We start from the raw sequence: 18,379 nt of genomic DNA on the forward strand, positions 1-18,379 counted from the left end.
GCGGGCGGAGGATGGGGGAATTAGTCTAGATTCTTTGTTTCCCTAGTCCCGAGTCGCTAGCTCCTAGCACGAAAACCCCTAGCCTGTTGCTCGTTCCCCGTGCCCAGTTTCCTGTTTCTTCTAATAACGTGTCTTGTAATTGCGAGGCAGCACTAATTGCGCTAAAGACCTACTACGAAATGCTCACGCCGGAATAGAAATCACAAACTCCGAACCCTGGTTCAAAGAAGAATTCACCACTAATGTACCTCCATGTTTTTCCACAACAATTTGATGGGCTATCGACAATCCTAATCCTGTTCCTTGACCTACAGACTTGGTGGTGAATAAGTGGTTAAAGATGTTTTCCTGGACTTCTGCCGACATCCCCACTCCATTATCCTTAATGCGTATCAAAACCTGATTGTTGGATTCGCTCAGAGCAGTTTGAACCGTAATTTGATTAGGTAGGGCTTTAATTTCACTAAAACTCCGCCCCTTATTGGACTCCTCCAGAGCGTCAATGGCATTAGCCAGCACATTCATAAATACCTGGTTTAACTGTCCGGGAAAGCATTTCACTAGGGGTAAGTTACCATACTCTCTCACAACTTCAATGGCAGGGCGGAACTCGCTGGCTTTTAAACGGTGCTTGAGAATTAGCAGAGTGCTTTCAAGTCCATCGTGAATATTGAAAGCAACTGGTCGATCGCTATCTGCTCTGGAAAACGTTCTCAGACTCGTACTGATATTGCGGATGCGCTCGACTCCTTCCTGCATTGAGCCAATCAATTTGGGCAAATCTTCTCGCAAATACTCTAAGTCCATATCCTCAATTTCTGCTTCAATTTCCACTCCCGGATTGGGAAATTTTTCTTGATACAAATCAATCAAATTGAATAAATCCCCCACGTATTCTTGAGCAGGTTGCAAGTTGCCGGCGATAAAGCCTACGGGATTGTTAATTTCGTGGGCTACACCTGCGACTAAATTTCCCAGAGCCGACATTTTCTCACCCTGTACCAATTGCAACTGCATCTGTTTGAGATCGCTGAGATAAAGCTCTAGTTTTTGGGCATATTCCTGGGATTGTTGATACAGTCGGGCGTTTTGTAAGGAAATTGCTGCTTGCGAGCACAGGATGTTGAGGATGGCGACGCGATCGCTCGTGAATGCCCCTGTTGCTAAATTATTTTCCAAATACAAAATCCCCATCATTTTCCCTCGCTCGCTGATCGGAGTGCACAGCAGGCTTTGAGGTTGGTGGTGGATTATGTAGGGGTCAGATGCAAATCTTGGTTGATTGCTAGCATCATCAAAAATCAGGGTTTCCTTTGTACGTTTGACGTAGTTGATCAGGGTCAGAGGAATTACTTCGCTCTCCTCAACCGGCATTGATTGCAGAAGGCAGTCTTGACGGTTGGTGCAGTGGACGTTTATCCTCCAGTTTCCCTCTTCATTCAAAATTAATGCTCCGGTTTGTGCTCCGGCATTCTTTACCACCACTTGCATGAGGGTAGTGAGCAATTGATCGAGTTTAATTTCGCTCGATAGAGCTTGAGAAGCTTTGATCACTGTCGGCAAATCTACTAAGCCCCAACTGCTGGTGCTACCGATAATTGTTCTATTCGTGTTAGATACGGATGATTCACTATCGGTGGAGGTGTGAATTGTTTCGCTCGGATTGTGACGAGTTCGCTCCTGTTGCAGGATCACAGCAAGCAATTGGGGATAACGCTGTTCTAGATGGTCAATCTTTGCTTTTGCTCCCCAACGAGCGTAAGCATAGTAAGCATCAATTAAATAGGGTTTGGCGATTTTTTCTTTACCCCATGCTAAATAGAATTTAGCAGCGAGTTCGTGAGCTAGAGCTTCCTCGTTGAGGTATTCGTTTTCTTTTGCGAGGGCGATCGCCTTGTCATACATCTCGATCGCTTCTATTTTTTGGTTTAAAACCCGATGCCGTTCTGCCTCTACTAGATAGAATTTATGCAGATGATTCATGGGGGCATGATGTGCCCATTTTTGCATTTTTTCTTGATTAGCCTGTACTCGGTCGAGAAGTTCCTGTTGTTCTGACTCTGGAGTGTCACAATACACCGCCAATCTCACTAGAGAATCGTAGAAATAGAAGATGGCAACAGTTATCTGCCCTGAAGCTGCGCTCAAATATTTTTCTGTTTGAGCGATACTTTTAAACGCGTCCGGGTAATTTTCAAATACATAACACAGGATAAGTTTATGTAAGTATAAGTAATGAATCCCCAGGTAGCTAGTGGTTTGATTATACAGTTGTAACATAGCCTCTTCATCGTAGGCTTCTCCCTTTAAATGGCATGGATCTGGTGATACTCCTATCAAGTTCAAAACGGCTTGCCAACAAATTTTTAGATAAGAAAGTGCTGCTTCTTGGTGAATTTTACTAAGACCATCTGCGTAGCTTGCTATCTCTCGTTCGAGTTGCGTTAGTTGCTTGCCAATAAAATACGAGTAATAACTGTATTCATAGATAGCATAGCCAGCAAATTCTAACTCTCCGGTTTCCAGCCCACAAAAATAATCTGACAGTAAAGGTTGTAAGGTATTTCTGAGATGTTCTTTCCAAATTAGAATACTAGAATGCACCATTGCGGATGTCTTAGCTTGGATTTCTTTGGCATTCAACTTTGACAATAGACGTAAAGCCAGTTGACCGAACTCATAGCCCAGCTCAATATCTCCCGATCCGCAGAGAAAAAAAGCATATAAGGTATAAGCATAGGGAGACACAGAAGCATTCCCATGTTGAACGGATAAATTAACCTGTTTGCTTAGTATTAAAGGCACCAGTGGCGGCCGCACTATGTAGGCAGCAACAAATATACTTAACAGCATCTTTATAGTTGCCAGTTGATGAGGATCTGTCATTTGAGGAAGATCAATTAAGTCCTGAGTTCGCTTGCTGCTCAAAATAAACGCTGTTTCCCCTAATGCCTGCCCAATATCAGACGGAGTTGGCTCGGAGGGAAACTCTACCCCCAACTGCTTTAAAACTGGTAATCCCATATTCAGAGCTTCCTGTAGCTTATTTTGCGCCATATAAGCTTGAATTTGGACTTCATATAGCTTCACTTTGTCAAGTAACATTGTGGCGCAGCTTTCCACGACTGATGCCCATTTTTCCATCCGGTCAAAGTCACCGCTTAGATATGCCGCTTCTGCTGCTTCGGTATGCAGCGCTAATGTTAGTTCGTATTGATTCTGCCAACTATTTACTACCAGTAATTCTCTGCCAATATTGCAATATTCGACCGCAGCAGAATAGGCGGTAGCAGCTTTGGCTTTCTTTCCAGCAACCAGATTCAATCGTGCTAACTGCTCCCGTTCTAGCTCCGGGGTAATTAGCTCAACTCCCACATTTAAGTGGTTGACAATATCAAAAATTTTTTCTTCTCGATCGGCTTCGGGCGTATTCTTTAACAGCAGTTGACCAATTTTTAAGTGAGTCGATCGCTTTTGGTCTTCAGGAATGAGGGAATAGGCAGCTTGTTGAATGCGATCGTGAAAAAATTTGTATTTAACTAATTGGTCATTGTTAACGGGTAATTGCTCGGATTCTTCTCCAATGATTTCTCTTGATAAACTGTTACCACCTTCTTGATAAAATTTATAAACATCGCTAACTGGTAAAATCAACCCTTCTTGCAATGCTTTCCACAAAGCTGTTGCTGTTTCTGTTGGTGAATCTTCATCAACAATTGCTAATGTAGCCAAATCGAACTGATTGCCAATACAAGCAGCTAACTTTAAAACTTCCTGTGTCCGGGTTGGCAACTTTCGCAACTGAATTGCCATGAATTCTACTACATCATCCGTTAGTGCCAAGGTTCGCACTCTAGCAATATCGCACTGCCAATACCGAGCTTCAAAATTAAATTCAATTATCCCATCTTCATGCAAAGATTTGAGGAATTGTGTGCTGAAAAAAGGATTGCCTTGGGTTTTCTGATAAACGAGTTCTGTCAAAGGCTGAGCCAAGGCTGTAGAACAAGCTAAGGTATCGGCAATCAGAGAATTCAAATCGAAGCGCTCAAGCGGATCTAGAATAATGGTGTTTACCGTAGCTCCGGTTGTTTGAATGTCGGCTAATGTCACCATCAAAGGGTGTGCAGGAAAAACTTCGTTATCTCGATACGCTCCAATTAAAAAGAGATAGCGCCGTGAGCGATCGCTCATCAGGAGTTGAATTAACTTCAATGAGGCTGAGTCTACCCATTGCAAGTCGTCTAAGAAAATAACGAGGGGATGTTCTTTAGTGGCAAAGATAGAGATGAAGTTCTCGAATAACCGATTGAAGCGATTTTGGGCAGCACTGGCGACGAGTTCTGGTGCCGGGGGTGGCGAGCCAATAATCCGCTCTAGTTCGGGAATTACCTCAACGATTACCTGAGCATTCTCGCCCAATGCTGCCAGGATTTGAGTCTTCCACTCCTCAACTTTAGCATCGCTTTCCGAGAGCAATTGTCCCATTAAATCGCGAAAAGCTTGTACAAAAGCTGAGAATGGCTGGCTGCGCGCAAATTGGTCGAATTTGCCTTTGATGAAGTAGCCACGCTGTCTCACAATTGGTTTGTGAACTTCGTTGACAACAGCGGTTTTACCAATGCCGGAGAAACCCGCAACGAGAATCATTTCGGTGCTGCCGGCACTCACGCGCTCGAAGGCCGATAGCAGGGAGAATACTTCGGTTTCTCTACCGTATAATTTTTCTGGGATGATGAAGCGATCGCACAAATCTCGCTCCCCTATTTTAAAGTTAGTTAGCCTCCCTGTTTCTTTCCACTGGAATAAACACGTTTCCAAATCAAACTTGAGTCCTAGGGCGCTTTGATAGCGAGCTTCAGCATTCTTTGCCATCAGTTTGCCGACAATCTCAGACAGCACCAATGGAACGCTATGGTTTACACTTGATGCTGGGAGGGGCTGTTTGGCGAGGTGGCAGTGTACCAAATCCATTGGATCGTCTGTTTGGAATGGTAACTTTCCTGTTAGTAATTCGTAGAATGTGACTCCCAGCGAGTAGAAATCTGTGCGGTAATCAATACCTCGGTTCATTCGCCCAGTTTGTTCGGGAGATATGTAAGGTAAGGTGCCTTCGAGCACGTTGGGATTTTGAATTTCTTGGGTTTCGCGCGGTAGTAGGGAAGCGATGCTGAAGTCAATCAGCTTGACTTGTTTGCTGGTGGGGTTAATCAGAATGTTGGCAGGTTTGAGGTCTTTATGGATGACGTGGTGGCGATAAAGTCCGTCGAGGGAGTTGGCGATTTGAATCGCAATAGGCAGAAACTCGCTAACGGGCAAGCCTTTTAGGGGTTCCTGGCTAGCTTCTGCTAGACTAGCGAGGTAGCTACATAAAGAAATTCCGCCAAAGTCTTCCATCACCAGAGCATAGTGGTTATGGTAAGTCTCCAGGCTGTATGCCTTGACACTGCCGGGGATCTCTAAGTTTTTAGCAATGACGTACTGGTTGCGGAAGTGAACCAGCTCGTTGAAGCGAGGAAAGTCATTTCGCAGCAGTTTGATCACTACGGGTTGCCCATTTGAACACCGAAGGCCGCGATACACTAGAGTTCGAGTGCCTGCGTATATTTGTTCGTTAATGTGATATCCTAGAAAAAGATTTTTTATGCTAACCATATCTACGTATTCCTACTGCTTCTGTAAAGTCTGAAGCTTCTGAGAGTTACTATCTACTATTTTCGCTCGCTCTACTCTGGTATTCAGTGAATTACATTTTTCTTAATATACTTTGTGGCTCAAATTATGAAAACACGAGTTTAAAAAAATAGTTGAAGTTTTCATGGAAGAGCGAGCTGTTGATACTTGAGTTAAAACTAAGTAGAAAATGAAAGAGGCTAAGGCTGATTGAAGAACAGCAGTTGATAGAAGAGGAATTTAAGAGGCTAATCAGCTACTTCAGAGTATTTTTGACACCGATGCTTGCTTGTCTGCGATCGCCTATTAAATTTCAAGTCTAGTTTAGGTTATAATTTAATGTCATTAGTACAATTATGGCGGAGCATGATTAAGTCTCCCCCAGAATAAATTGAGTTTTGGCGTCAGATTTGGGATAACTTGGGATTCCAGGAATCGCCAGCCGAATTATTTGTCCAGATGCCACAACAAGCTGCCCCACTCTAATAAGTGAATCAGGCATTAAATGCCGAAGTTCAGAAGTAGACTATGGAACTAGCCCAAGTTAATTATATTTGACCACTCACATACTTACAATTACGAATTACCCATTACCCCTGTGATTTTTTTAGTTCCAATACCTGCGCCAGTGAAACAAATTCTCCCATAAATTGCGCGAAAAAGTATTGCTGCCCAAACGCTGCGACTCCCAAACAGCAGCAGTTTGACCGTTAATTGCCGAAAAACTCGACCAAATATAAGGAAGTTGGGCGATCGCCTCAACCTTCATCCCGTGACGCACAGCCAAAGCGATCGTGTGAATCAACTCAGCAGCTTGCGGCCCGACAATACTCGCTCCCAACATCTCCCCGTTGCGACGCCCGACAATCTTACAAAAACCAGTGGTATCCCCCGACATTTGAGCTCTTTCAACATTCTTGAAATATTCCCTACAAACAATCATATCATCTCCAAAACGGCGCCTTGCTTGCGCTTCAGTCAAGCCAACCCTCGCCAATTGCGGGTCAGAAAAAATCGCCCAAGGAATCCCGCGATAATCTATTTGAAACATTGGCAAAAACAAAGCATTTTTCACAGCAACGGCAGCTTCGTAATTAGCGATGTGAGGGAACGGATAACCCCCAGCAACATCGCCGATCGCGTAAATGCGATGATTAGTTGTTTGCAGCTTTTCATTTAAAATCACGCCCCGATCGCTGAATTTAACCTTAGCCTCTTCGAGATTTAATGAGGAAAAATTGTGTCCTCTACCGGCGGCCAGAAAAATCTCCTCAGCTTCGATCGCCCTTGGCCCAGCTTGAATCCACTTTTTACCATCAATCACCCTCGCTTGAGTCACCTCAGTAGCAGTCAGAATCCGCACTCCTTCAGCTTCCATTGCAGCTTGAACCAACCCAGCAGCCTCTCGGTCTTCTTTAGCCAAAATGTGCGAACTTTTCACTACCAAAGTGACAGCAACCCCCAGCCGAGCAAAAGTCTGAGCCACTTCGACACCGCTGGGATCTGCGCCAATTACAGCCAAACTTTTAGGCAACTGGGGAAGTTTTGCTAATTCCCCAACAGTTTCCGAAGTAAAAAAGCCAGCAGACGAAAGTCCTTCAATATTGGGAATCGCCGGCAGAGTTGGACAAGCTAGCAAATAACAAAGCGATCGCAATTTTCGCCCGCCGACAACAAAAGCCAAATCCGGTTTCGCAACAAACTCGCCGTTGCCAAAAATAACATCGACCCCCCGAGCAGCCAAAAGGCCGAGAGAATCAATTTCTGACAAATTAGAAACAACACCCTCGGCCCACTTGAGAACCCCGTCAAACCCCAATTTGATCGGCATGGAGGAATTGGCGACTTCCCAGCGCACCCCCAACTGCTGGCGGCTGATCTGCTGAGCAAAACGAGCAGCCTCCCTCAAAGTTTGGCTGTATCTCAAACCAAGGTCGATCGAATCTTTCCCCCCAGTCGGCAAATCTTGGGAATTACTTAGCGGTTCCACCAAAGCAACGCGGGCCGGGAAATTAGTTGCAGTCAAAGCAGCATAACGTCCGGCCGGAGTTCCACCAATAATCACTAAATCATAGTCAAGCATAAATAAAGAAGTCAGTAGTCAGTAGTCAGTAGTCAGTAGTCAGTAGTCATTAGTTAGTAAGCTGTTCTGCTTTTAAATTGTCTGTCAAAAAACAATCAAAGTTTTGTGGGGTGGGCGTCCCGCCCGCCTTGAATATGCAATTTAAATGCGCGACAGCTTAGTCATTAGTTAGTAGTTTAGGAGGATCTGCGCGCGGGGTCAGAAACCCGGTTTCTTCCTAGATACTTCGCTGCAAAACCCAAGATTTTTAGCCATCCTAAATCATTTGTGAATTTCTTACTCCCTCCCCTTGATAAGGGGAGGGTTGGGGTGGGGTAAAAAATTTACGACTCCTGCAAGGATTGCTATATCATAGAAACCGGGTTTCTTGGGGATGTCCGCTCAAACGATCAATAAAATCGGTTTGTCAACTTTTATGGGTTGTTAACAGTCAACCGTCAACCGTCAACCGTTAACCGTTAACCGTCAACTAACGAATAACATCCGTAAGTCCAGCAATCAGCCGCAGATTGTCCGCCCTGGAGCGCACAGCTACCCGAAAAAACCGATCGCCCAACTCAGGAAAACTCAAACAATCCCGAATCAAAATGCGGTGTCGTTCCAAGAGACTTTTTTGAATCAAAGAAACCGACATCGACGACTCAACCAACAAGAAATTAGCCGCCCCTGCAAAAGGTTGCAAACCCGGTAAATTAGCCAAACCCTCAAATAGCTCTCGGCGAGCAACAGGCAGCCAATCCCAGGTTTGCCGCTCAAAAACAGTATCTCGCACCACAGCAGCAGCAGCAGCAGCAGCCAAAGCATTCACAGGCCAAGGATCGCGCTGCAACTGCCACCGGCGCAGAATATCGGGATGGGCGATCGCGCAGCCCAACCGCAGTCCCGGCAGAGAATAGAATTTAGTGAGCGATCGTAAAATCACCAAATTCGGAAACTCCTCAACAGCATCGATCAAAGTTTCCTGCTCAGAAGGCGGTAGAAAGTCCATAAAGGCCTCATCCACCACCACCATACCTAACTGCTTCACATAAGGCAAAATCGCCTCCCTAGCAAACAGCAAACCCGTAGGATTGTGCGGGTTGTTCAGTAGCAAACCTCGTCGAGAGGCGGCATCGAGACCAAGAGGAACTGGGATACGAAAAGAAGGGGATACAAGGGAACGGTTAGAAACCGACAAATCATCCGTTACTAACCGGCTTCCTGCCCCAACGTCCAACGATTTCAGATCCAACTCAGATGTGGCACCATTCTCAATTAGTTGTTTAGGAACAGGCATCATGCCTGTTCCACAAGAAAATTCATCTCTTGTGGAATGGGCATCTTGGCCGTTCTTGACAATGGTGCAAGATTTAAGATCCAAAGGAGATTTCAGCACCTGCGCGCCGAAAGCCGAAAGAGCCCGCGAGTAATCGCCAAAAGCCGGAGTCACCAAATAAGTCGCCTCCAGCTTCGACAAATCCCAAGCCGCCCAAGTCAACAATTCCGCCGAACCATTCCCTGGCAAAATCCAATCCCGGTCAACATTCAAAGCCTCACCCAAAGCAGTCCTGAGCTCTCCATAATCCGGGTCTGGGTAAGCCGTCAGACTGCTCAAGTGAGCTTGAATCGCATTCAAGGCCGACTCAGGAGGGCCCAAAGGACTGATACTCGCAGAAAAATCGACAATAGCAGAGGCAGGGCAGCCTGCCAGTGCGGCTGCCCAAGCTAAATTCCCACCGTGTAAAGGTCTAATCAAGACTCAGTTCGCCAGCTATTCTGCGTTTTTCGGCGGTGCAACTCTGTCCTTAAACAACTTCCCTGCGGAAAATGCAGGAACTCTGGTTGCCGGGATTTCCATCTTGTCACCAGTTTTGGGATTGCGACCTTCACGGGCCTTGCGTTCCCGCGACTCAAACGAGCCAAAACCGACCAGCGTCACCTTGTCGCCATCGGAGACAGCTTCCATGATTGCTTCCAGGGCCGCACTCAAAACAGCATCTGCCTGTTTTTTCGTCACGCTAGCCTTTTCCGCCACTGCATCAACCAATTCACCTTTGTTCATTGCGAAGTCCTTCTCGATTTGCAAAATTACGTTAAACAGAGTTAGTTCAACTATTAGCTGTGAGTTATCAACTGGATTGAGGTGTGGATTGGGAGGTTTGGGTGGTTCCCGATTGCTCCCGTCCGCTTCCCCGAATCACAACTCCTGCTGAATACCAATTACCCTAGGGTAATTGGTCAGAGAAGGAATTTTTGTTTCTAACTGCTGAAAACCCCACAGCATCTAATTTTCACTGCATTATTCTAAAGTCTTGCCGACCGTTATGGATCGGTGGAACCTTTAATTTATATGGAACTTGCTAATTTTTGTAATTAATCCCAAAATTTAGGTAAAAAAATACCACCTTGGAGACAAGATTTCTCGCCTCGGTGGATTTCCGATCACAAAAAAATAGAAATAGAAGGAATAAAATGTAATTTGTCAAGGGCTAAAGGAAAAGTTTTTTCCTTCTTCCTTCTTTCTTTCCCCTTTCTTTTCCCCGTGGGCCAGGGCTGTTTCATTCTCCCGAAACCCGCCAGGGACTGAAGTCCCTGTCTCATAGCTGAAGTCGTCTGAAGACGACTGAAAGAGTGATTTATAGTCGTCTTGCAGAGGACTAATCAGTTATTTAGTCCTCTTTTAGAGGACTTTAGCTTTGAGGCAGGGGTTTCAACCCCTGTCGGACTGTCGGACTGTCGGACTGTCGGACTCAGGGGAAAGAGCGTGGAAAGTTGACAGCAAGGCATTTTTCCTTCGTTCCTACTGTCTCGGCTGGACGGGCTGACTGCGCTGCAACAGTTGGCGGGCGTCGGGACTGATGTTGTTTTGGTAGCCAAAGTTTGATCGATCGCTATCATCCAAAATCTGCGGAGTCAGCAATACAATCAACTCCGCCCGCTGGTTGGTCTTATTGGTTCTCCTGAACAGCGAACCGATAATCGGCAAATCTCCCAAAATCGGAATCTTGTTCGCTGTAGTCCGTTCTTCGTCTCGGATAATCCCCGAAACAATCAAAGTCTGACCGTCCCGCAGGCGAATTAGCCCGGATTGCAACGAACGCTCGCCCAGCAGAGTGATAGTATTGGTGCTCGGGCCAGTCGAAAGGTTTTGAGTAGTGCCGGGTGTCCTGATAATCGGGTTCACCCGCAGAGAGACAAAACCGTTGTCGTCAATTCGATCAATCGCCACCCCCAACTGCAAACCCGCCCTATCTTTGACTGCCGTCACCGTTGTGGTACTTGTATTTCCGGTAGTCTCGGTGTCGGACGTGATGTTAGTAATCACTTCATCAGTAATATTCACATTCGCCGTTTCTCCTTCTTGAACCACCAGAGTCGGATCGGTCAGGATTTTGGCATTCTGGCTCTGAATAGTTGCCCGCAAAGCCGACAGGAACCTCCTCGGATACTGGAACGCCGGGAACAGGGCGAACTCTGCAATTCCTGAGCCTGTCCTCGATCCCGGCTCGTAATCAGTAATTCCAACTCGCGTAGGGTCATTAGTAACTGGGGCTGTCGGCTGGAGGAACACACCTTTGGCGGGGCCTTCGAGACCTTGACCTGTAAACGGCACGATACGCCGGCCGTTCGCATCGTAGAAAGGCTCCAGGTCTGCTAAAGGGTTGCCGATGATCGGCCTACCGGTCAAGCTCTGATCGAGCTGCGTTGTATTGGGCGGATTGATGCCGCCAAAATTGAGACTTGCCGCCCCATTGTCATTGACAAAGAAATTGTTATTAATTCCGAAAGAGAAACTGCTCCTAGTGTCGTTATTTCCCAACAAGTTGATATCGATCACCTTGACGTTGACAGCGACTTGACGGCGGCGCAAATCTAGCTGTGTCAAGAAAGCCACAGCCATGTCAACTTTGCGCGGGTCTCCCACCAAAGTGATGGAATTGAGCCGAGAATCCGCCAGCACCGACAGTCCCCTCAGCAACAGCGGCCCCGTGCCTTCCCTAGCGCCGATCGCCTTAATGTCAGGTTCCCTAATTTCCACATCCCGCGCCGCATTTCCCTGGCCCACGCTTTGAATCGTCACCCGAGTAATCGGCAGTTGAGTTTCCGCCCCTTGAGCGCTCAAAAAGTTAGCCGCATCCGTAGACCGAACTTGATTGAGCCGCAAAGTCCGAATGATAATATTGCGCGAGTCGATCGGCAAGCTAGTCCCTACAAAAATCGTCCGCCCTTGGCGGTTAGCTTGCAACCCGCTGAGCCGCAGCACGTAATTAAAGACATCTTGCACCGACTCATTTTCGATGTCCAAAGAAATCTTCGGCCCTTCATCTGAGCCGGAGGCTCCCGGCTGACCAGGCACTGCGGGCTGGCCCGGTTGAGCAGGGGCCCCGCCACCTGTAAAAGCAATGTTCAAGCCAGCAGCGCGGGCCAGCAGAGCTAAAACGTCTCGGACTGGGGCATCCCGCAATACCAAGCGGGGGATGCGTTCTCCCGAACTCAGTTCAATATTTCCCGCGCCGGGGGCGATGTTAGACACTGCGATATCTCCCAAGGGCGGAGCAACTGCCCGCGGTTGGAAAGGCGCAGCCTGATTTGTCTGGGATTGAATTTCGCTGGGGAGGGGCGGGCGATCGTTCCTGGTAACAGTAACTTCGGGATTTGGCAGCAGCACGCCTGGGTTTTGCGAGGTGCGGACTTGGGGAGCCGGGGGGGGAGCTGTTTGGCTCAGTGGCAGTCCCGGAGGCGGCGGGGGTGGAGTTTGGGCAGACTGTGCTGTACCACCCTGTCCGGCAACGCTAAGGACGATGCTTTGGCCTTGTCCCGGCACAATTTGTCCGTTGGGAACTCCGTTGGTGCCGGCTACCACAACGCGGATGCTGTTAGCCTCTACCTGGCTGATTTCTACTGAAGAAATTCCCGGAGCGGGGTTATCTTGACGGAAGCTGTTGCCTTGTGGCAAGCGGAGCTGGGTGTTGATAATTGTGGCTTGGTAAGTATTGCCGTTATTGATGGCGAAAACTTGCGGGCGATCGCCCTTTTCTGTCGCCAGAACAATATTTACGCCATTATTACCTTGACTTACTTGCACTCCTGTGACCTGAGTCGGCAATGCCAAGACGGGGGCTTGGGCGATCAGAACTCCTGCAACGCTGCATAAGAGTCCTCCACTTAACCGTAGATGCTGTTTCACGTTCTCTCCTCCACTACACTTTGTTATTTGTTGTTCGCAGTCTTTTGTCGCTAGCTGCTAAACTGACTAAAATATTCTCGCTTCGAGCCTTTTTAAAGGAAGAAGTTATGCCCTTTTCGATGTTTAATTTTCGATTGGGAATAACAGATGACATAAGGGTTAGAAGCTATCCTACAGCAATCCTCGCATCATTTGTGAATTTCTTACTCCCCCCCCTTACAAATGGGAGGGTTGGGGTAGGGTAAAAAAAATACGACTCCTGCAAGGATTGCTATACAGTTCCATTACTTTTTGAAACTGGTATTAGAAGAAATTAGATTTTAGAGCCAATTTTTGATTGCCATCTAAAAAATCTTTTTCTGACCTTCATACTTTTTTGACTTCTACCTTCAATCTTCCCATTTCAAACTTCTGCCTTCTGACTTCTTGTGAAAGAGCCATTTGGGAACAATAGCTAATATCTATCCGCCCAACTACCGCTACTTAGCAGCAGGACTCGGAGCCGGAGTTGGCGGTTTTTCTTCTTGCTTTAACGGCAGCAGCGCGTGCAAGTCAAAAGCAGTTTTAATTTTAGTTGGTGGCTGCTCCACAGGAACTATTTTCCCTTTCAAAAAATCAACTTCAATTGGCTGATTTGATGCTAGCAATTCAGATTTCAAATTCCTAACTACCAACAGCGACTGCATCAACTCCAAGTTACGCATAAAATTGCGGGTTTGAGCGAAAGTGCCTTCAAACTCTACCTTGAATTTTTTGCGTCTGAGCTTGCCAGCCAGGGACGGCCCGAAGGAGGTATCGGCCAGAATATCAGGGTCTGGAGCTCCCGGCGCGGCGGTTGCTGCCGCTGGGGGCATATCCGGCTCAAACTTGGTAATTTTAGCCTTGAGGTCATCTCCTTGCACGCCGGCGTTGATTCTATTAACCAGTTGGGTCATGTCAAGCAAAAGCGTGTTGGCGCTGGCGTCGCTGGCAAACATTGCCGTCACGTTGGCCCGGCGCTGTTTTGCTTCTTCTTGCTTTGCTTCTGCTTCTGCCTTTTTTTGAATTTGAGTTTGCAATTGCACTTGCGTTTGCTTGCTTTCGCTAAGTTTTTGCTCGAAGTCGCCCTTTTTTTGGAATTCGGGCAGTACGAACTGGTAGCCGAGGCCGCCGGCAATGACGAGGCCGAGAACCGCGATGCCGATTGCTTGGACTTGGGGTGTCAGCTTAATGCCGAATATTTCCTGACCCCCTGTTTCTTCTGCTTTTCCGCTCTGAATAAACTCTGCTGATGTCATGGTTTTTTCACCTCTGGTTTTTGTGGTTCTAGCACTCCTTTTTCTTGAAGTGTTTCTATCCGTATTGCTAGCCCGTCTGCTTGCTTGCTGCGGAGCTCGGGGAGCAACTCGGAGGCCCCCGTCGGGCTGAGCGTGGTTTCAATTTTATATTCCACCACTGGTCGCAGTTTGGGAAGTTCTGGTGGTGCTGCGTTTTGGTTACGCACTTGTAATTGTGCGGGGTTATTTTTTAATGTGGCCGCTATCAGTTTGGTATCGGTGTTAAGGAAGAAAGGAGAGCGCTGAACTAGCAGCATAAAGTCGTTAACTTGAGCAAAGGTACTGGCTATCCCTGAAATTTGTACTTTTGCTGGCTGCTGCGGGACGACGGGGACGGGAGCAGCAGCCGGGGTGGGGCTGGCTGCTGGAGACGGACTCGCCCCTGGGGAGGCGGCGGGAGTTGCTGCAGGGGGTGGGGGTGCTGCTGCAACGGGGGAGGGACTCGGGTCGATTTGCTCGATTTTGCCAATTTGCACTCCCGCCGGAGTACGGGCACTCAGGTCTTGCAGCATCGCCGACCAAGGTTTAATTTGGTCGAATACTCCGGCTAATGCTTTGTATTCGGCGGTAACTTGGTCGGTTTCGGCGTTGATGGCTTTGATGGTGTTGGCTTGAGTATTTAACGTTGCCAGTTCTTGGTCGATGGCTGCTTGTTCTGTGGCCAAGTTGGTATTTTCGTTAGTCGCCCACCACCAGGCTCCCATGACTGCAGCGTTGATGCCAAGGGCAAACAGCACCGCTCCATATATGGGCAGTTGGTCTTTGACTCCACCGGAACTTTTTTTAGCTGGACTTTTGGTTGCAACGGGTTTGTAGTCGGGGCGGTCGTTGAGAAAATTAATATCTAGGCTGTACATGGCTTCACTCGATTTTATAGCATAAGGTAGAAGGCAGAAGGCACAAGGAAGAAGGCAGAAGGCACAAGGAAGAAGGAAAAAGTGATTAACCGCTTATGTTTGAGCAATTAAGAATGTCCTCACAGTCTTGGCTGTTGCTATAGATTTAAATTTGAAATTTTAGATTTTTGACAGAACCCAAGATTGCTGCTACAAGTGAAGGATTTATTTAGGGAAGAAAGAAACAACTTTTTGCCTTCTACTGAAGGAAGGGGCTGCTTCTACCTCAGATATATTCTACCTTTTACCTTCTACCTTCTACCTGTAATATTCTACCTTCTGCTTTCTGCCTTCTTCTTTTGGAAGGGGTTTTTACCTAAAATTCTCAAATCGGTTTTTCTCTCATCTAAAACTGTTAGGTCACATAACCTCCCTTAGTCCTAAACCTAGGGCGACTCCTAAACCTGCTCGCTGTTCTGGGGTAATTTCTTGGCTGATTTCGAGTCCTAGGGTTTCGATGGGATCGACTTGAGATGCGGGCAAGCTTAATCTTTGCATAAAAAATTCGTCTAGTTTGCCGATCGCAGCTCCCGGCCCTGCTAGCAGTAGTTGCGCTACTTCGAGTTCTTCGCTCTGGTTGAGGTAAAAGTCTACTGAGCGACGCAGTTCGTCTGCTAGTTCTCCCAATACTTTAATCATCGCATTTGTGCCGGGATTGGCGTCTCCCGATGCGCCCATGGTATCTGTCACTGGCAGGGTCATGCCTTGCAGTTCGCTGGTGTCTCTGGTTGGCGGCAGATTCATGGCTTGGTTGAGGGCGGTCTGGATTTGGTAGGTGCCGATCGGGATGGTACGGTTGAACTGAGGTATGCCGTCCACTACTATAGCTAACTCGGTGCTGTCAAATTCTATGGCGGTGAGAACTGCGGCTTCTTGGGAGGAAAATTGTTGCAGTTGGTCTTTGAGGGTGCGGATTAGGGCAAAACTGGTTACTTCTAGTACGTCTATAATCAGTCCGGCTTCTTTGAAGGTTTCGATGTATGTATCGGTAACTTCTCTCCGGGTTGCTACTAACACGACTTGCACTTTTTCTACTCCGTCGTCATCTACAAATAGGCCTATTTTTTGATAGTCTACGTCGGCGTCTTCTCTGGGAAACGGCAAGTACAGTCCTGCTTCTGCATTCATGTAATCCCGCAGTTCTTCTTCGTTGAGCTCTGCTGGAACTGGGATGAGGCGGATGACGGCTTCACGGCCAGGAATGGCTGTGGCTACTCGCTTGGCTTTGATTTTGTTTTCGGCGAGGACGGTACGTATTAGTTCTGCCATTCCCGGCGGATCGACTATTTGTCCTTCTTGTATATAGTCTTCTGGAACTTCTATTGAGGCTAGGATGCCTAATTTTAATGCCTGAGCTTTCTTTTCGAGCTGAATGATGTTGATGCGGTCTGGGGCTATTTCGAGCCCGATTCCTGGCTGGCGTTGGGAAAGTAGACCTTTGAAAAAGTTAACCATGTGATTGGGTCGCCGATAATTGCTATTTTTTTCTTTTGTAGTTGGCCAGCCTGATTCAGCGCGCCCGGTGTCGGAGGGTTGGTTTCCAACTGCCGCCAGAGTGCTGTAATCTCGGTATCCCGCCGTAGCTACGCAGCTCCGTCTGTGTTGCGCGATCGCTAGTTCCGATTTTATGCTATCCAATTTACTTGACAATAGCTATTCTGCTGCGAATGTCAATAAATTCCAGCTCGATCGACCGAAAACCTGCCGATTCTGCAGAAAAACCGACTATCTCGCTCGCCGTGCCCAGGTACAAAACTTTGTTACTGACTCATCGCGCTTGATTCGGGCGATTCCCTAGCCTACCCTACGGGGAACGGGAACCCCTGCGGGAAGATAGCTTCGCTTCACGCTTTTTTGTCTAACGGTTCCCATAACTCTCAAATTTTATTCTATGAAACGTAAATCTTGGCAACTGTTTGCTGTTTTTGGGCTGGTGGGACTGCTGCTGGCTGCGGTGGTGAGTTGCAGCAAGCCGGCTGTGAATTCCCAGGCAAATAATACGCAGGAAATCGAGTTCTGGACTATGCAGCTTCAACCTCAGTTTACTGAGTATTTCAACAAGACGATCGCCGGTTTTGAAGCCCAAAATCCGGGGGTGAAGGTGCGCTGGGTGGACGTTCCTTGGTCGGCTATGGAAAGCAAGATTTTGGGGGCTGTTTCTGCGAAAACTGCGCCGGATGTGGTGAACCTGAATCCCGATTTTGCTTCGCTGTTGGCTGGACGCAATGCTTGGCTGGATTTGGATTCTCGAATTCCGCAGCAAGTTCGTGAGCTCTATCTCCCAAATATCTGGAAAGCTAGTGTACTCGACGGCAAGACTTTTGGCATTCCTTGGTATCTCACGACTGGGGTGACAATTTACAATACGGAGTTGTTGAAGAAGGCGGGAATTGCTAAGCCTCCTGCTACTTATGCCGAGTTGGCACAGGTTGCGAAGCAGGTGAAGGAGAAGACTGGTAAGTTTGCTTTTTTTGTGACTTTTGTGCCGGAAGATTCGGCGGAAGTTTTGCAATCTTTCGTGCAAATGGGTGTGCCTTTGGTTGACGCTAAAGGCAAGGCGGCTTTTAATACTGCTAAGGGCAAAGCTGTTTTTCAGTATTGGGTGGATTTGTACAAAAACGGACTTTTGCCCCAGGATGTTTTGGTGCAGGGACATCGTAGGGCGATCGAGCTTTATCAAGCTGGGGAAACTACTTTTTTAGCTTCCGGGCCTCAGTTTTTGAAGGCGATTGCTGAGAATGCTCCGAGTATTGGTGCTGTTTCGGCTGCTGCGCCTCAAATTACAGGGGAAACCGGCAAGAAGACTGTGGCGGTGATGAATTTGGTTGTGCCTCGCGACAGCAAGCGCCCTGATGATGCTGTCAAGTTTGCTTTGTACGTAACTAATTCTCAAAATCAGTTGGCTTTTGCTAAGGCTGCTAATGTTTTGCCTTCTACGGTTGAGGCTTTGCAGGACGATTATTTTAAGAACGTTCCGACTGATGCTCCTGCTGCCGATCGAGCTCGGGTTGTTAGTGCTTCTGGGTTGAGTTCCGCCGAGCTGTTGATTCCGCCTCTCAAGGATGTTAAGAAGCTGCAAAAGGCGATTTATGACAATTTGCAGGCGGCAATGTTGGATGAGAAGTCGGTAGACCAAGCTGTGGCTGATGCGGCTAAAGCTTGGGATCAAAGGTAGTTTTTAATTGAAGCTGGGGCGGGATTTTTTTTGATATCGCCCCTTGCTTTTTTTTGCCAATTGACGTAT

General features: G+C 47.4%; 9 protein-coding genes. 1 reads left to right on the plus strand and 8 read right to left on the minus strand.

Annotated elements, in window-relative coordinates; genetic code table 11:
• Positions 1-183 precede the first annotated feature (183 nt).
• The 8 genes from QUA34_RS02690 to pilM all read right to left on the minus strand — a co-directional run bounded on the left by QUA34_RS02690 (position 184) and on the right by pilM (position 16,590).
• On the minus strand, positions 184-5,655 hold the full coding sequence (locus QUA34_RS02690; RefSeq protein ID WP_333383904.1) for an AAA family ATPase: 5,472 nt from the start codon (positions 5,653-5,655) through the stop codon (positions 184-186).
• A gap of 625 nt (positions 5,656-6,280) precedes the next feature.
• Complete coding sequence (locus tag QUA34_RS02695; protein WP_333383906.1) at positions 6,281-7,756, minus strand: NAD(P)/FAD-dependent oxidoreductase; 1,476 nt, start codon at positions 7,754-7,756, stop codon at positions 6,281-6,283.
• A 469-nt stretch (positions 7,757-8,225) separates the two neighbouring features.
• Positions 8,226-9,491, minus strand: a complete 1,266-nt coding sequence (locus QUA34_RS02700) for a threonine-phosphate decarboxylase (RefSeq protein ID WP_333327038.1) — start codon at positions 9,489-9,491, stop codon at positions 8,226-8,228.
• Between the two features lie 15 nt (positions 9,492-9,506).
• Complete coding sequence (locus QUA34_RS02705) at positions 9,507-9,797, minus strand: HU family DNA-binding protein (RefSeq protein ID WP_006634837.1); 291 nt, start codon at positions 9,795-9,797, stop codon at positions 9,507-9,509.
• 738 nt (positions 9,798-10,535) lie between these two features.
• Positions 10,536-12,923 carry an AMIN domain-containing protein gene (locus QUA34_RS02710; RefSeq protein WP_333383909.1) on the minus strand — a complete coding sequence of 796 codons (2,388 nt, stop codon included), beginning with the start codon at positions 12,921-12,923 and terminating at the stop codon, positions 10,536-10,538.
• A 479-nt stretch (positions 12,924-13,402) separates the two neighbouring features.
• Positions 13,403-14,200, minus strand: coding sequence for a pilus assembly protein PilO (locus tag QUA34_RS02715; RefSeq protein WP_333327034.1), 798 nt, complete (start codon positions 14,198-14,200; stop codon positions 13,403-13,405).
• Positions 14,197-15,096: a PilN domain-containing protein gene (locus QUA34_RS02720; RefSeq protein WP_333383913.1), complete on the minus strand. Its 900-nt coding sequence runs from the start codon at positions 15,094-15,096 to the stop codon at positions 14,197-14,199. Before QUA34_RS02720 ends, QUA34_RS02715 begins: the two co-directional genes overlap by 4 nt.
• A gap of 399 nt (positions 15,097-15,495) precedes the next feature.
• On the minus strand, positions 15,496-16,590 hold the full coding sequence (pilM, locus tag QUA34_RS02725) for a type IV pilus assembly protein PilM (protein ID WP_333327141.1): 1,095 nt from the start codon (positions 16,588-16,590) through the stop codon (positions 15,496-15,498).
• Between the two features lie 436 nt (positions 16,591-17,026).
• Here pilM and QUA34_RS02730 point away from each other — a divergent pair, with 436 nt between their 5' ends.
• Positions 17,027-18,310: a sugar ABC transporter substrate-binding protein gene (locus tag QUA34_RS02730; RefSeq protein WP_333383916.1), complete on the plus strand. Its 1,284-nt coding sequence runs from the start codon at positions 17,027-17,029 to the stop codon at positions 18,308-18,310.
• Positions 18,311-18,379 lie beyond the last annotated feature (69 nt).

The organism is Microcoleus sp. POL10_C6 (assembly GCF_036701585.1).
Lineage (GTDB): Bacteria > Cyanobacteriota > Cyanobacteriia > Cyanobacteriales > Microcoleaceae > Microcoleus.

Coding starts and splice junctions, on each gene's coding strand:
- QUA34_RS02690 (WP_333383904.1), bottom strand. CDS start 5,655: ATGGTTAGCATAAAAAATCTTTTTCTAGGATATCACATTAACGAACAA.
- QUA34_RS02695 (WP_333383906.1), bottom strand. CDS start 7,756: ATGCTTGACTATGATTTAGTGATTATTGGTGGAACTCCGGCCGGACGT.
- QUA34_RS02705 (WP_006634837.1), bottom strand. CDS start 9,797: ATGAACAAAGGTGAATTGGTTGATGCAGTGGCGGAAAAGGCTAGCGTG.
- QUA34_RS02715 (WP_333327034.1), bottom strand. CDS start 14,200: ATGACATCAGCAGAGTTTATTCAGAGCGGAAAAGCAGAAGAAACAGGG.
- QUA34_RS02720 (WP_333383913.1), bottom strand. CDS start 15,096: ATGTACAGCCTAGATATTAATTTTCTCAACGACCGCCCCGACTACAAA.
- pilM (WP_333327141.1), bottom strand. CDS start 16,590: ATGGTTAACTTTTTCAAAGGTCTACTTTCCCAACGCCAGCCAGGAATC.
- QUA34_RS02730 (WP_333383916.1), top strand. CDS start 17,027: ATGAAACGTAAATCTTGGCAACTGTTTGCTGTTTTTGGGCTGGTGGGA.